The organism is Desulfonatronospira sp. MSAO_Bac3 (genome assembly GCF_003838035.1).
GTDB lineage: Bacteria > Desulfobacterota > Desulfovibrionia > Desulfovibrionales > Desulfonatronovibrionaceae > Desulfonatronospira > Desulfonatronospira thiodismutans.
Genome location: NZ_QYZY01000324.1, coordinates 1 through 14,744 on the forward strand (window position 1 = coordinate 1; position 14,744 = coordinate 14,744).

The window sequence follows — 14,744 nt, forward strand, 5'->3', positions numbered from 1 at the left end:
AAGAATGGAACAGCAAATTCGCAGAGTACCAGGCGGCATACCCGGAACAAGCCCGCGAATTTCTGCGCTGTATTGCCGGAGATTTACCCGGCAACCTGGATCAGACCGTCTCGGAGATGATAAAAAATTTCGACCAGGACAAACAGCCCCTGGCCACACGCAAAGCCTCACACAAAATCATTGACGTCCTTACAGCAGAGCTTCCGGAAATGCTTGGCGGTTCCGCCGATCTCACCGGTTCCAACAAGACCATGCGCACCGGAGCCAGGCCGGTATCCAAAAAAAACAAAGACGGTGACTATATTTATTACGGGGTTCGGGAATTCGCCATGGGTGCCATCATGAACGGCCTGGCCCTGCACGGCGGCTTTATCCCCTTTGGCGGAACATTTCTGGTATTTTCCGACTACTCGCGCAACTCCCTGCGCATGGGGGCCATGATGGGGCTTCGCTGCATCCATGTCCTGACCCACGATTCCATAGGAGTGGGCGAGGACGGCCCCACGCACCAGCCCATAGAACATACGGCTTCTCTCAGGCTGATCCCCAACATGAGCGTGTGGAGGCCTTGCGACACTGTTGAGACTGCAGTGGCCTGGCATAGTGCCCTGAAAAGAAAAAACGGTCCCACCTGCCTGGTGCTCTCCCGGCACAAGCTGCAGCCCATGCAGCGCTCCAGTACACAGCTGGAAAATATCAGGCGCGGCGGGTACATTCTGCTGGACTGTGAAGGAACTCCTGAGGCCATCATTTTGGCCTCCGGCTCCGAGGTGGAGCCTGCCCTTGATGCTGCCAAAGAACTTGGAGCAAAAGGGCGCAGGATAAGAATGGTTTCCATGCCCAGCATCAATTTCTTCATGTCCCAGGACATCAACTACCAGAAAGAGGTCCTGCCCCGGGAGGTGGAGATCAGGCTGGCGGTGGAGGCAGGAGCAGGAGCATCCTGGCATCAGGTGCTTGGCTGCCGGGGAGAGGCTTACGGCATTGAGCGTTTCGGGGAATCCGCCCCGGGCAGCATTCTTTTCCCCTACTTCAAGATGACCTCCACAGACATTGCCCAAAAACTTCTGGATATGCTGCAGCAGTAATTAAATTTAAAAACCATGCAGCGGCCATGGCCGCCAGATTAAATGTGGCCATGGCCGCCAGATTAAATGACAAAAAAGGGGGGATACTTCATGAACCAGGAAGAACCTCAAAGAAACCTTGCCCTGGATCTGGTCCGGGTCACCGAGGCGGCCGCCCTGGCCTCCTCGCGCTGGCTGGGCAAGGGAGATAACAAAAAAGGGGACATGGCAGCTGTGGATGCCATGCGCCTGAGCTTCAACGCCATAGAGATCAAGGGCGTGGTGGTCATTGGCGAAGGTGAAAAAGACAAGGCGCCCATGCTTTACAACGGAGAATCCCTGGGCACCGGAAACGGCCCTGGGATGGACGTGGCAGTTGACCCTGTTGAAGGCACCAAGCTTCTGGCCTATGGACGGCCCAATGCCATTTCCGTTGTGGCCCTGGCTCCCAGGGGGACCATGTATGACCCCGGTCCTGCCTTTTACATGCAAAAAATTGCCGTGCCTTCCCAGGCCAGGGACCACGTGGACATCAACGCTCCAGTTAAAGACAATCTAAGGGCGATCGCGGCCTCTCTGGGCAAATCCGTGGACGACCTGGTGGTGTTCGTTCTGGATAAGCCCCGTCACAAACAGCTCATCGAGGATATCCGGCAGGCGGGTGCCCGCATTCAGCTGCACACCGACGGGGATGTTGCCGGGGCCCTTATGGCAGTCAGCCCTGATGGAGACGTGGACGTAATGATGGGCACTGGAGGCACTCCTGAAGGCGTACTTACTGCAGCGGCCATAATCTCCATGGGCGGGGAAATGCAGTGCCGCCTTGACCCACAGTCGGAACAGGAAAAAGAAAACCTTTTGAGTGCAGGCTACGACCTCAAGAGGGTGCTTACTGTGCGCGATCTCATCCAGAGCGAGGATGTTTTCTTCGCCGCCACCGGTATTTCCGGCGGGACTTTCCTGCAGGGGGTCAGCTTCACCGGACAGGGAGCTTTGACCCGTTCCATGGTCATGCGGGGCAAAACAGGTACATTGAGGCGCATAGAATCCCTGCACTCCTTTGAAAAACTAATGCGCATAAGCGCCATCAAGTACAAGTAATTTCAACAAGTTACAGCTTGCGAGATGTGAATGCGAAGGACCAAACCCATAATCCTGGGAATCGCCGGGGACAGCGGTTCCGGCAAGACCACCCTGGCCAGGGGCATCAGGCAGATCCTGGGCAATGAAATCGTCACCGGCATCTGTATTGACGATTACCACAAGTACAGTCGGGAAGAGCGCAAGGAGCAAAACCTTTCCGCCCTGCACCCGGACTGCAATTACCTGGATATTCTGCAGAGCCACATAGCTGAACTGCGCCGGGGTAAAGCCATACTCAAGCCAGTATACGACCACAGCAAAGGTGATTTTTCCCGGTTCAAATATGTAGAGCCGGCTGATTTCATAGTTGTGGAGGGACTGCTTGCGTTTCACATCAAAAAACTGCGGGAAATGTTCGACGTCAAGATCTATCTTGATCCCGAAGATTTCCTTCGGGAAACATGGAAGATACAGCGCGACACCAGTGAGCGCGGCTATAGCGAAAGAGAGGCCAAAAACACCCTGCACCGAAGGGCTGAACTGTCCACCCGTTATATCCGTCCCCAGCGGGAGCATGCCGATATTGTGCTCAACTTTTACCCACCGCCGGAACTGCCCGGGGAAACCGGAAGCAGGCTGAACGCAAGGCTCATATTGCGGCCCACCATCAGATACCCCGATTTTTCCCAGTTCATTGACCAGGACCAGGAAGCGGATGAAAACTGCCTGTCCTTCACTCTGGGCAGGGACTCGGGCACCCCGGTTGACCTTCTGCATATCCAGGGCAACATCAGTCAGGACACACTGGAATACACGTCCAGGCTCATCCTGGAGCACCTGTCCGAAGCAGGACCCACGAGCCTTGAAAACATAGGTCGCTACCTGGAGGGCAAGACCCCCCGGAAAAGCTACCCCCTGGCTCTGGCCCAGCTGCTTGTCGGCTTCTGCCTGCACAAGCTGAAGATAAACCGTTGACAAACAATCACACCATGGTATTGCCTGAAGAGCAATGCCGGAGGTCCAAACATGAAGAGCCAGCAGGAACTTATATTATCTCCTTCACTTCTGGCATCGGATTTCAGCAATCTGGCCGGGGAACTGAGTGCCCTGGAAGAAGCCGGCCTTACCTGGGTGCACTGGGACGTCATGGACGGGTCATTCGTGCCCAATATAACCTTTGGCCCGCCGATTATAGCCGGATGCCGCAAAAAAAGCAGGCTCTTCTTCGACGTGCACCTCATGATCGAGGAGCCCGACCGTTACCTGGAAGATTTTGTCCGGGCCGGAGCGGATCTTTTATGCGTACACGCAGAAGCCTGCAGACACCTGGAGCGCACCCTGTCCGAGATAGCCAGGCTGGGGGCCAGGCCGGCAGTAGCCCTGAATCCGCACACCCCGCTGGAAATCCTTGAGTATGTACTTCCCAGGCTGGATATGGTCCTCATCATGAGCGTAAACCCCGGTTTCGGGGGGCAGAAATTCATTCCCTTCAGCATGGAGAAAATCCGCAGGCTCAAGTCCATGATAGCCGCCCGTGACTGCAAGACACTTATCCAGGTGGACGGCGGGGTCACCCCGGAAAACACCGGAGAGCTTGTCCAGTGCGGGGCTGACGTGCTGGTCTCGGGCTCGGCCTTCTTTGCCCACCCCCCGTACAGGGAAAGGCTGAAGACTTTTATAAATGCAGCCAGAGATCAGGGCTGACACACTCTCCGGGGTTCATGAGTCATCCGGGGTTATTTTGTCCAAAGCAGTGCGCAGTTCCTGTACCTGTACAGGCTTGGACAGGTAGTCATTCATACCCATCTCCAGAAAACGCTCCCGGTCTCCGCCCATGGCATGTGCAGTCAGGGCAATAATGGGGATTGCCGGATAAGTGCCATCTTCTTCCTGCCTGGAACCCCCGGCTTCAAGCCTTCTTATTTCTTTTGTCGCTTCCATGCCATCCATGACCGGCATATTTATGTCCATGAGAATACAGTCAAAAGCATGTTTTTGAAACTGCTCCAGGGCCTCCTGCCCGTTTTGCGCAATAAGGGGGATATGCCCCTCCCTTTCGAGCACCTTCTGCATGAAAAAACGGTTGGAAGGATCGTCTTCGGCCAGAAGAACCCTTAGGCCCGGTGATCCGGCTTTTACCTGGATGTTTTCTTTATTCTCCCCTGCACTTTCACCAGAACCCGCTTCCAGGGGCAGGGAGACATAAAAAGTGCTGCCCTCACCTGGAGTACTTTCCACAGATATATTGCCTCCCATCATCTGCACCAGCCTGACCACAATGGACAGCCCCAGCCCGGCCCCCTCAAAATTGCGGGTAAAGGCCCCGTCGGCCTGGACAAAGGGATTGAAGATCTCGCTCAGCTTCTCATCGGATATCCCCAGTCCTGAGTCCGCCACGGATATGAGCACCCGGAGTTCATTTCCCTGTCGGCGCAGCAAATGCCAGTGCAACTCTACAGTATCGTCATGAGTGAATTTCAGGGCATTGCCCACCAGATTCAAGAGTATCTGCTGTATCCTGGCATCATCTCCTGCAAGTATTGGGGGCAGCCGGGGGTCGAGAGTACATGAGATGCGCACGTTTTTTTCTGCTGCGCTGGCCGCAAAAAGGTCCTCAATGGACGTGCAGAGCCTGTCCACTTCAAAATCGTTTTTGCGGATTTCCATTTTGCCCGCTTCAATTCTGGAAAGATCCAGGATGTCCGTGAGCAGGCGGGTGAGACGCCTGGCCGAGGCAATACCCATCTCCACCAGCTGCTTTTGCTCATGGTCCAGGCTGGTGGCTTCAAGAAGCTGCAGTCCCCCCATTATGCCGTTGATGGGAGTCCGGATCTCGTGGCTCATATTGGCCAGGAACTCGCTCTTGGCTTTATTGGCGGCTTCAGCCTTTTCCCAGGCCATTTGAAGCTCCGCCTCCGACTCCTTCCTCTGGGTGATATCGCGCAAAAGCTCCACCACGTACTCCACCCTGCCCTCTTCATTCAGGATGGGATTGGCCCGGCAGCTGAAATACCTTTCAAACTGCGGAAAATAAAGCTCATGGTCCGCCTGCCCTCCTCTCTTCAGTGCATCCAGGGTGGCACAGGGCTGGCAGGGAAATTCCTGATTCATAAGTTCATAACACTTCTTCCCCTGAACCTCATTTTCATCCATGCCCAGGAGTTCATAGCCTGTCCTGTTATAACGCACCACGGTCAGATCCGGCAGTTTGACGCTCATAAAGTCCGGCATATTGTCCAGAACGCCGTTTAAAAGCATATTCTTGTGCCTTAGATCCTCTTCAATACTTTTAAGCCCGGTAATATCCACAATGCACACCAGTACCCTGGAGAAATCCTGTTCGCACCCGGGCATCACCGACCACTTCAGCTGCACGTTTCTGATTTCACCGTTTAGGTTCTGAAGCCTTTTTTCGGTGAAAAAAGACTTCTCCCCATGAAAAACAGCCGCAAGCTCTCCCATGAATTCCTGCCAGGAATCCCGGGCAAAAACCGTGGCTATTCCCCTGGTGAATTCTTCTAAGGATGCAGCATGAAACTGCTTGAGAGCTGTCTGGTTTACATCAACTATCCGGACCAGTTCAGCCATTTCCTGGACAAACTGCGGATTTTCCTTCAAAAAAGAATCAAGCTCTCCGTCTGCCTGATTTTTTATTTCACCAAGGCGTTTTTGGACTTGAGAAAAATCCTCCACCAGCATAGAGGCCGGGGATTCCTGAAAAAGCTGCCTGTACCTGCTCTCGCTTTCCTCCAGGGCAGCCAGAGCCCTGCGGTTTTCGGTGATGTCGCGTATCAGGGCTATCACCTCTTCTTCATTCAGGGGCATAATGCGCGATTCAAAATAAAAGGTCCGGGAATCTATTTCTAACTCATACTCAACCATCTGCAGATCCCCGGTTGTCAGGGCATTATTTACACCCTGCATAAACCTGGTGCCTACCTCCTCAGGAACCACATCCGGAATGTATCTGCCCAGGACCTCTTCCTTTGGACGGTACAGTTTGGCCTGGAAATCACCAAGAACATCCAGGCATACGCCCTGTAAGTTGGTCTTGATAACGATGTCCGGCAGCACTTCCATGATAGTGCGGATATATTCCTCGCTTTCACGCAGGGCTTTTTCCTGCTGTCTCTCCCGGGTAACATCACGTAGTACGCCCTGGATCATGTTTTCGCTCACCAGCCTGCCCCTGGTGATGACCATGATCTCCCGGCCGTCACTGCGCAGGCAGCGATGTTCCGAAAACCTGGACTGGTTTCGTTTTATATCCTCAAACTCCTCCCGGACCTGCTGCACTTCTTCCGGATGCACCAGGGAGGATGGATGCAGCCTGATCAACTCTTCCCTGGTATAGCCGAACATTTCTAAGGCGGACTCATTGGCGTCCAGGATATTGCCCTCCAGGTCATGCAAAAACACCCCTTCCGTGGACTTCTCAAACAGGTTCCTGTACCTGAATTCGCTCTCCTGCAGAGCCTTTTCCGCTGTTTTTTTCCCGGTTATATCCCTGCAGGCACCGTATACTTTTTTTGAGCCCCTTTCATCTTCCAGAAAGCAGGAGCTGGCAACCTGAAGCCAGCAGGTCTGGCCATCCCGGCGCAATATCCTTAGCTCACACTCCTTTGTCTGACCCGGTTCACATTCTGTGATATGCTCCCGGAACAGATACCGGTCTTCAGGATGCACCAGAAATGACCAGCACTGATTGGCCAGGATATCTTCCACGCTGTACCCGGTTATTTTTTCCACCGCCCCGGCCAGCCATTCCAGGTTGTGTCCTGTTTGGCCCTCTACGCAGGAAAATATAAAGTCATTGGTGCTTTCGGAAAGCATGCGGTATCTTTCCTCGCTTCTGCGCAGGGCGTTTTCCGCCAGTTTGCGCTCGGAGATATCCGTGACAAACCCCCGGATATACATGAGCCTGCCGGTGTCATCCCTGATTGCCCCGGCAGTGATGGAGACCCACAAGGGGTTGTTGTCCCGGCACAGAAGGCGGCACTCGAAATTGGCGACCTCATTGTCCGCCTCCAGCATGCGGTAAAGTCCCTGCCAGTCCCTGGCATCTGCAAAGCTTTGCCATGCTGTACCCCCGGTTTTATCTAAAATATCCTGCGGATCACTGTACCCAAGTATCTGGGCCAGGGCAGGATTTGCGCTCAACAGCATTCCCCCGGGGTCTACAGTCAATATGCCTATGGGGGCGCTCATGAAAATATCATCTGTTAGTGGGCTGCCTTGAGCCTGGGAGGGGTTATTTACAGGTGAGTTGTTTTCGGGCATGCATTTCTCCACTTGAGTATGCTCAGTTCATTGTAACCATTCAAGGGGCAGGTACCGGCCATTAGTCACCACCGAGGACCACCTGAATGGTTACAGTTCATTTGGTAGCTCAAATTTCAAGTTTCTTCTCTTACAAATTGTTCTTCAGTTCCTTCAGTCCGGGACAGACCCGGCTTTGCACTTTGTTCCCTTCGGTGTATTCTTTCCACTGCACTACGGGACCAGTAGGCAAGCTGGGTGATGGCGTTGGAATTTACATCTGGCCGGGCATCTGCTGCATTGAACCACAGCTTGCCTTCCACGGGGATACCCAGGGCGCAGATATTTTCATGGACGCTTCCGTCTGCCGCCACAAGCTGAAAGTCATGGGTGACATCCAGCCCGCCCATCTCGAAGCTTCCGGTATGATCAGAACTGGTGAAAGTGCGGACCATTTTGCGCTTCAGCAGATTCTGCATAAGCGTTGAAGTATCGTTTCTGGTATCCACGCCATGGATGCGTCCGTTGACCACATGGCTTACCTCCCTTATGGAACCGGGAACTTCCGGGCTGGACACCTGGAAAACCCCTTTTTCTTCATTTGCATGCACCTCTGGAGACGGGCCAGAAAAAGAAACAAGACCCTGTCTAACCAGGATCCAGAGTTCCTGCACACTTTCAATGGGAGGCCCCACAGCTACGCGGTTGTTGGTGCGCTCGAAGGTCTTTTTCATATACCGGTGCGAATCCGCTGTAAGCCTTCCATGATCCACTGCACTTCTCAGGGTATCACGCAGATCGCGAAGTACGGAATCCACCGCGTTTTTCACCGGGCTGCCCACATTGCCTTTTTTTGCCTCTGAAAGGTCAAAACCGATCTGCTTCAGTACAAAATCCGTGTAATGCTCCATGGATTCAAAAAGGGGCTTGCCGCTTTTTCTGGCGGCCTCCAGCTTCCAGAGCGGGTTTGCCAGGTCCTGCCAATTAAACCTTTCAGTGGACTTGACCTCTCTTTTTACCAGGTCCTGCCTCTGAGCTGAATCAAGGCATTGCAGATATTTTCGACCGAACTCATCGCCCATGAGAGTGCTGTAGTACACATATTCCATTTCCTGGAGAATAAGCGGAAAAAGATCCTTTCTGAAGTCCAGTTTTCCCTTTTCCTGTATCAGCCTGTGTACAAGATTGCTGGTGAATATCCTGGCCTGGTACTGCCCTGTCTTCTGATTTTTACCCCTTGCACAATATGGCAGGCCCAGCCTGGACCCCAGGATTATATGCGGTTCATTCCCGCTGGGAATATACCTGCCGGAACTGAAACGCCCTCCCCGGCCATGGGTGAGCCCCCTGATTACATCCGTTGCAGTAAGCCCCATGCCGATGACGTAGACAGACTGGTCAGCCTGAATATGCTCCATCTGCGAAGCTATCGGATAGGCCAGGTGAACATAGGAAATATTGCCGCCTTTTTGTTGCTGCTTTTGTGCAAACTGATGATATCTTTCCTCCCTGCTGCCCGGTACTATCCTGTTTCTGGAATGCCCTGTGAGCAGGATAACCTCGCAGGCGCAGATTTTTTCATTATTATCCAGCACCACCTCCTGCAGCCCCTGTTCTGCAGTCTTGATATCAACGGCTTCTGCTGCATGCCGGTAAAGGCTGACCTTCTGCGGAAGATTGTCCTCCATCCAGTTGAAACACTCGGCCAGATATTCCCCGTGCAGCGCCCTGGGAGGATAATCATTTTCACCATAGTCATACCCTTTCTCCTGCAGATAGCCGCAGAGGGTCCTCCTGGACTCTTCAGCCCTGGCCGGGGCATCATCATCGCCAAAAGCGGTGATCTGACAGGAAACAGTATTTAAAAGCAGGTAGTGCGGCTGATCTACATTGTGGACATTACCGCCCCCGAACCTGCCGGACTTCTCCACAACGTGAATATTCACCGGATTTTCAGGAGGATCAGCAGCCAGCGCCAGAGACAGACGCCTTAAACAGTAAGTCCCCCTGGGCCCTCCTCCAATAATGACAATATTATACTCCATGGCCTCCCCCTGAAAAAATTTTGCCTGCACCCTTTTAGGCATTTCACATCCATCTTGCAACACCCCATTATCCTCTCCTCCATCTTTCGCATTCTCTTCCCCAACCCCATGCCCCTCGCCCCATGCCCCATGCCCTATGCCCCATGCCCCATGCCATGCCTTCTCTTCCACTCCCATACTCCCATACTCCCACACTCCCATACATTCTTACCAGAACCCCCCAATTCCCAATTCCTGAATCTCTTAATCCCCCGATTCCCCAATTCCCTCAATTCCTGAATACCTCAATCCCCCAATCCCCCAATTCCCCAATTCCTGAATTCCCCAATCCCTCAATTCCCAATTCCCAATCCCAGAATCCCAGAATCCCCTTATTGACAAATCCTCCATACTGTGATTCAGGTGAATTCACTTCAGGGGAGTAGTCGCTTCGCTCACACGGGCGGAGGCGTGCGTCAACATCATCGGCTGCGGTAAAGCCGTGGCGTACGCAGCCCTTTTTGGCCTGACGAGACCTGCGGCACTGAATTTTGATTTCTGGGCCTGCCCCAGAATCCAACCCGGCCGGGCAATGAATTCAGTGTCTCTGGTTCTCGAAAACTGCCGCCCGGCCCTGGACCGCCTCTATGGAAGCCTTCCTTGCATCATTATTCGCCGTAGGTATAGCCGAGGTGGGAGACCGCTCCCTTTTCCTGGCCATTTTGCTGGGAGTTCAGTTCAAACGTCCATGGCCCGTTTTCTGGGGCATGGTTGTTGGACTTTTTACCAACCAGGCCTTGTCCGCGCTTCTTGGAGTCTGGCTGTTCAGCATAATAAGCCCGGAATGGCAGGGCTGGATTGTTGGAACTGTTTTTCTGGTCATGGCTATCTGGGTGCTTATCCCGGAAGATGACAAAAACTTTAAGCAGCGTTCCACAGGGAGTATTTTTCTGGCCTCAGCCCTGGCCTTTTTCCTTCTGGAGATGGCGGACAAGACCCAGCTGGCCGTAATCACCCTGGCCGGGGCGTTTGAAACCTTCTGGCCTGTGGTGGCAGGGGCAACCCTGGGTATTCTTGCAGTCACTACCCCGGCCCTTTGGCTTGGATCCCGTTTTGCTGCCAGGCTGCCCATGAAATTCATCAAAATATCCGCCTGCAGCCTTTTTCTTTTGATTGGATGCTGGGTTCTTCTGGATACTGCAGGCCTTTTGCCCCAAAACAGTTTTTTCCAGCCGGCAAATTTTTTTGAGGACCTGCAGTAAAATATGCAGCATTGCAGGTTCCAGGCAAAACAGCTGCTCTTGAGGTATATATGACATTCAAGGACAACCCGGCCCTGGCCGTTATCGATATGCAAAACGATGTAGTTTTGCCCGGTTCACCCTGTCATGTCCCCGGTGCCATGGAAACCATCCCGGCCATCCGCAACCTTGCCGAACACTTCAGAAACAATAAGTGGCCGGTGATATATGTTGTCAGGGGCCACCGCCAGGACGCCAGCGACCTCGAGTACACCCGGTTGCAGCTCTTTATGGACAAGGGGGGCATCTGTGTAACCGGGACAAAGGGCGCTGAGATTGTGGATGGACTGGAAGTAAAGCCCCAGGACTACATCCTGGTAAAAAAGCGCTTCAGTGCCTTTTTATTCACCGAATTCGACCTGTTGCTGCGCCGCCTGAACATTAAGACCCTGGCCATAGCCGGCACCCAGTATCCCAACTGCATCCGTTCCACTGCCGTTGACGCCCTGGCCAGGGACTACCGGGTGGTTGTGGTCACAGATGCCTGCTCTGCCAGTTCCAGGCGCATAGCCGACAACAACATAGAAGACATGCAGAATATGGGCATAGAATGCCTGTCCCTGGGCCAGGTGGTGCAGTAGATTTTATGTGACCATTCAGGGAATGCTTGGTGTTGACTAAGGGCATAAGGCCAGGGGGACTGTCCCGCACTTATTTTTCCAACGCCAACAGGTGAAAATGGTTCATCAAAAAATAAGTGCGGGACTGTCCCCCTGGCCGGCACCTGCCCCCTGAATGGTTACGATTTTATTCCGGTCATTTAAGCAGGGACCGGGAGGTCCAGACAACTGAAGCATTATACACACTGGCTGCTTCCTCCTGTTTTAGCCCCAGTTCCTGACAGCCGGTGAACACATCATCCCAGTAGCCCTTTTCCATGCACTTGACCAGCCTGATCCAGGGGAAAAAAGGTGTGTCGCTTGTTGCCAGAGCTTTTTTCACTTCTTCCTGAAGGGGCAGATCCTGAAGAATATCTTCCATTGGCTGACCCAGCAGGGCATCCAGCAGAGAAAAAAGACCCAGCAGAAACATGGTATGCGGTTGAAACGGAGGCTCGGGATGACTGTCTGACAATAACTCCAGAAACTTCCCCCTCTGGGCAGCCAGCCTGGAAGTCTCCTGGCCGGTAGCGGTGGTGCTCAAGTCTGACAGGATGACCACTTTCAGCCACTGGGAAACCTGTAATATCCCCAGAAGATTCACTGCATGCTCAATGGAACTGATCCTGCTTCTAAAACCGAAAAAAGCTGAATTGATATACCGGAGCAGGCGGTAGCTAAGGGCCGCATCTTCCTGGATAATCCTGGCTATCTGTTTTGGCTCCACCTCCTCCTGTGACAGCTTCTTGAACAACTCCAGCCTGGAACTCTGATTGGGTGTCAGTTTGCATCCGGACATAAGCTGAGGCGAGCAGAAGAAAAAACCCTGAAACAGGTTAAAGCCCATCTGCTTGCAATACTGGTAGATTTTGACGTGTTCTATCTTTTCCGCCAGCATGCGCACCTTTTTTTCCGAGAGGTACTCTACGATTTTCTTGATTTCTTTTGGATGCATCTTGAGGATGTCCACCTTGACTACATCGGCCAGCTCGATAAGTTCTTCATACCCCTGCTGCCCGAAGAAATCGTCCAGAGCCAGCCTGTATCCTCTCTTTTTCAGATCCAGGCAGGCCTCAATGACCTCAGGGTCCGGGCGGACTGTCTCCAGGATTTCCACCACGCACTGATCCGCCGGCAGGGCCAAAGCACTTCTTTCAAGCAGCAGGGGCTGGGGAAAATTGATGTATACAGGCTTTGGCCTGCCCATGGCTGAAGCAGCCAGGTCAAAGCCGTAGGATATAACATCCAGGGTGGCCTGAACAGGATCGACAACATTTGCTGACTGCTGCATCTGCCCGTCCCTGAAGAGCAGTTCATACCCATGCACCCGGTCATTACGAGTAAAGATGGGCTGTCTGGCCACAAAAACAGGATGGTGCTGCAGTACTTCCACGCTCTCTCCGGTTGGGCTTTACCTGTTTAAAAATTTAAAGCCGAAAATTCAGGGATAAAAATGAGTCAGCCCTTTTTGGTAAGCTTTTTGAGAAAAGCCTCAGCCTGTGCAAAACCAGGTTGCAGCTCTATCGCCCTTTCCAGGCGATTTACTGCACGTCTGAAATTACCATTGTAATAATCCGAAACAGCGGCATTGAACAACAGCCCGGGGTTGTCCGGATCTTTTTTCAGGGCCACCGCATAAAGCTCCACTGCCCGGGCCATTTCGCCCTTTTTTCTCAGGGCAACTGCGTAGTTGTTCAGGACATCGGAACCCAGGCAATTAATGAGAAGAGACCCGAAACTTGCTTCCGCTTCCTGGCAAAGATCGTGTTTTAAATATATATCCCAGGTCCTTGTCTTTATCCAGTCCTCTTCCGGAGCGATATTCATAGCTCTTTGAAAGCTTTCCCTGGCTTTCATGTTGTCCTCCAGATACAACAAGGTATCGCCCAGGCATAAAAAATAGTCCGCATTACGTGGCTGTATTTCCAGGGCCCTGTTAAGGCTGGCTCTGGCCTCTTGCCAGTTTTGTTCTTCTTTTTCCAGCTCGGCTTTTAGAAACCAGGCCTTTCCCAGGAGATGATTGATGCTCAGGGCCTGCTCCACAACTGTCCTGGCCCGCTTGATTTCTCCTGCCTGAAAATACACTCTGGCCATCTCAAAATAGATTCGAGACCTCATGGAAGGCAGTTCTTCCAGCAATCCTGTCAACCTGGTTACAGCCCGGCTGAAATCTTTTCGGGAACAGTCCTTTTTTACTCCCTTGAGCACAGTGGAGAGTTTCTGGCGCGGGTTGCCAGAGCCCAGGGAATCCACTTTTTCCGCGAGCACATCAATGCTTAAAGGCTTGATCATGTATTCGGTGACTCCAAGATCTGAAGCCTCAGCCACATCTTCGGATTCACTTTTTGATGTCAAGAAAATAAAGGGAAGGTCCTCCCACCTGGATTCAGAGCGCATGCTGCGCAAGAGATCAACCCCGTTCATACGGGGCATTTTCCAGTCTGAGATAACCAGTTGAATATCTTGACTCTTCTCGAGTACTTCCAGGGCTTCTTTCCCGTCTGCTGCTTCCCTGGTATTTTTGTACCCCAGAACACGCAGGCAGTTGATTACTGTTTCCCGTGAGGGTTGGATGTCATCAACCACCAGAATGGTCTTTTCTTTGTCCAGCATGTGATCCTCAATCAGGTGAATACATGGTCACACAGAAAATGCTGCCTCCACCCGGCGCATCTTCTACCCAGATATGCCCTTCAAGCATTGTTGCTATACGGTTGCAGATAAAAAGTCCGATCCCGGTGCCCTGAATGTTTTTGTCCCGATCCGCCCGGGTAAACCGGTCAAAAATCTTTTTCTTGATGTCGTCCGGGACCCCCGGACCATTATCCTGGACGCCAATTTTTGCCACCCGGTTATATTTGTCTGCTGACCTTCGGCTCTCCAGCACTTCCCACCAAACCATTATTTCCCCGCCTTCCGGGGTATATTTTACAGCATTGGAAATAAGATTACTCAGCAGATGAGATAACAGGTTGTTGTCAGCTATGACTCTTATATCCTGGGATTGTTTCAGAACGAGGCCAACCTTTTTTGTTGATGCGGTAGAACTCGCTTCTTCAATTACCTGCTGTACAACAGGCAAAAGGTTTATGGGTGCAAGCCTGCCCATATTTTCTTCGCTCCACTGATCCAGACGTGCAACCTCCAGAAATTCGTTGATCATTTCAAAGAGCCTTTCTGCTCCATTACGGGCGGTCTGGACAATATGGTCCTGGTCCTGATTCACTCCCATGTATTTTAAAAGATCCAGGTTGGAAATCACCGCTGACAAAGGGCTCTTGAAGTCATGAACAACCATCTGCACCAGCTCGGAACGCTCGGTATGAGCTATCAAGAGTTCTCTTTGCTTTAACTCCAGCTCTCTCACAAGGGCCTTGTAACGCTCTTTTTCCTCGCGAATTTTGTCCATGA

Annotated in this window: 11 protein-coding genes; 6 read left to right on the plus strand and 5 right to left on the minus strand. The window is 52.5% G+C overall.

All coding sequences use genetic code 11. The annotated features are described in order from the left end of the window. The 4 genes from D5S03_RS11305 to rpe all read left to right on the plus strand — a co-directional run. Positions 1–1,088, plus strand: a 1,088-nt coding sequence (locus D5S03_RS11305) for a transketolase-like TK C-terminal-containing protein (RefSeq protein ID WP_287044066.1), incomplete at its 5' end; no start/stop codon positions are given. 90 nt (positions 1,089–1,178) lie between these two features. Then, on the plus strand, positions 1,179–2,168 hold the full coding sequence (gene glpX, locus D5S03_RS11310; RefSeq protein WP_287044068.1) for a class II fructose-bisphosphatase: 990 nt from the start codon (positions 1,179–1,181) through the stop codon (positions 2,166–2,168). 30 nt (positions 2,169–2,198) lie between these two features. Next, positions 2,199–3,125, plus strand: a complete 927-nt coding sequence (locus tag D5S03_RS11315; protein ID WP_008871383.1) for a phosphoribulokinase — start codon at positions 2,199–2,201, stop codon at positions 3,123–3,125. Between the two features lie 51 nt (positions 3,126–3,176). Then, complete coding sequence (gene rpe, locus D5S03_RS11320) at positions 3,177–3,854, plus strand: ribulose-phosphate 3-epimerase (RefSeq protein WP_008871384.1); 678 nt, start codon at positions 3,177–3,179, stop codon at positions 3,852–3,854. A gap of 15 nt (positions 3,855–3,869) precedes the next feature. Here rpe and D5S03_RS11325 read toward each other — a convergent pair whose 3' ends face one another. Continuing rightward, entirely contained in the window at positions 3,870–7,430 is a 3,561-nt protein-coding gene (locus D5S03_RS11325; RefSeq protein WP_287044071.1) for a PAS domain S-box protein, read from the minus strand. Positions 7,431–7,546: 116 nt separating this feature from the next. Further along, complete coding sequence (locus D5S03_RS11330) at positions 7,547–9,496, minus strand: FAD/NAD(P)-binding protein (RefSeq protein WP_287044072.1); 1,950 nt, start codon at positions 9,494–9,496, stop codon at positions 7,547–7,549. A 584-nt stretch (positions 9,497–10,080) separates the two neighbouring features. On the opposite strand from D5S03_RS11330, the gene D5S03_RS11335 reads away from it, so the two are divergent. After that, the gene (locus D5S03_RS11335) at positions 10,081–10,695 is read left to right on the plus strand and encodes a TMEM165/GDT1 family protein (RefSeq protein ID WP_008871387.1); all 615 of its coding nucleotides are present in this window, start codon (positions 10,081–10,083) and stop codon (positions 10,693–10,695) included. Positions 10,696–10,745: 50 nt separating this feature from the next. Then, entirely contained in the window at positions 10,746–11,315 is a 570-nt protein-coding gene (locus D5S03_RS11340; protein ID WP_008871388.1) for a cysteine hydrolase family protein, read from the plus strand. Positions 11,316–11,490: 175 nt separating this feature from the next. Here D5S03_RS11340 and D5S03_RS11345 read toward each other — a convergent pair whose 3' ends face one another. The 3 genes from D5S03_RS11345 to D5S03_RS11355 form a co-directional block, all read right to left on the minus strand. After that, positions 11,491–12,726, minus strand: a complete 1,236-nt coding sequence (locus D5S03_RS11345; protein WP_008871389.1) for an EAL and HDOD domain-containing protein — start codon at positions 12,724–12,726, stop codon at positions 11,491–11,493. Between the two features lie 65 nt (positions 12,727–12,791). Then, a complete protein-coding gene (locus D5S03_RS11350; RefSeq protein WP_287044073.1) occupies positions 12,792–13,946 on the minus strand; it encodes a response regulator in 1,155 nt (384 codons plus the stop codon). Between the two features lie 7 nt (positions 13,947–13,953). Further along, a partial coding sequence (locus tag D5S03_RS11355; RefSeq protein ID WP_287044074.1) for a sensor histidine kinase occupies positions 13,954–14,744 on the minus strand: 791 nt, incomplete at its 5' end.